This window comes from Streptomyces sp. ID05-39B (assembly GCF_033794725.1).
Taxonomy (GTDB): domain Bacteria; phylum Actinomycetota; class Actinomycetes; order Streptomycetales; family Streptomycetaceae; genus Streptomyces; species Streptomyces bobili.
The window spans coordinates 1-890 of record NZ_JARGEF010000528.1 but is presented as its reverse complement, the minus strand read 5'-3'; the positions used below and the strand labels follow the sequence as shown (position 1 = coordinate 890).

Here is an 890-nt window from a genome sequence, read left to right as displayed (position 1 = left end):
CCGTAACAACCTCGCCGGCGCCTACCAGACAGCGGGGGATCTGGACCGGGCCATCCCCCTGTTCGAACAGACCCTGACCGACACCGTGCGGATGCTGGGCAAAAAGCATCCGATCACACTGAGGGTCCAAGAGAATCTTGCCGCGGCCACTGCCATACGCGACGGCCGCACCGGGCCGTCGTGATCGCAGTGTCACATCCATGGCTGTCCCCGGTCTCGAACCGTGCCAGACCCCGGTACGGCGCGAGGGTTTCGTCCTCGTCCCGGGAGCCGTCACCGGCGGACTCCTCCACCGTGTCCTTCCATCGGTCCTCCCATTGGGCCAGGTCTCCACCGCATGCCCCCACATATGCCAGGACCACCGGAAGCGTCGGCAACTGCTCGCCGGCCGCCGCCTGCGAGAGCGTGGTCACTGAGTAGCCCGCCCGTTGGGCCAGCAACCGGTAGGTGACCCCGCCCGCTTTTGCCTGCTCCGCAGGTTCGGAGGTGTCCTGGGTGGGGTGCTGGCCCTCGCACTGGTCGCGTTCAACGGCACTGTCCCGTTGTGGGAGAGCCTGGTGATCCTCGCCGTGACGTTCTCGGCACCACCGCCTACCGTGCCGAAAGCGGGCAGTGCACCTGGCGCTTCGCGGCCGGCACCACCGTCATCGTGGCCGCCTGTGCCGTGGGGAGCGCGTACTGCTGGGGCGATGGCGAACACTTCACGAGACGCGGCTGGATTGTCGCATTTCTGCTGGCTGTGCTTACCTTCGGCGCTGGATTCGCATTGCGCAGCCGGTGCCTGCCGCGCCTTCTGACCGGACTGGGAACCATCAGCTACTCGGTCTATCTGATGCATCCGGTTCTGCTGACGGTCATCGACAGCACGGTCGGCCGACGTGAGCAAGACA

General features: G+C 66.4%; 1 protein-coding gene and 2 pseudogenes. 2 read left to right on the top strand and 1 reads right to left on the bottom strand.

What is annotated here, in order from left to right; translation table 11 throughout:
* On the top strand, window positions 1-184 hold a 184-nt coding region (locus tag P1P75_RS41710; protein ID WP_319265301.1), incomplete at its 5' end, for a tetratricopeptide repeat protein.
* 19 nt (window positions 185-203) lie between these two features.
* Here P1P75_RS41710 and P1P75_RS41705 read toward each other — a convergent pair.
* Window positions 204-440: pseudogene (locus P1P75_RS41705) on the bottom strand (helix-turn-helix domain-containing protein); the annotation flags it as partial.
* 27 nt (window positions 441-467) lie between these two features.
* On the opposite strand from P1P75_RS41705, the pseudogene P1P75_RS41700 reads away from it, so the two are divergent.
* A pseudogene (locus tag P1P75_RS41700) lies at window positions 468-890 on the top strand (acyltransferase family protein); the annotation flags it as partial.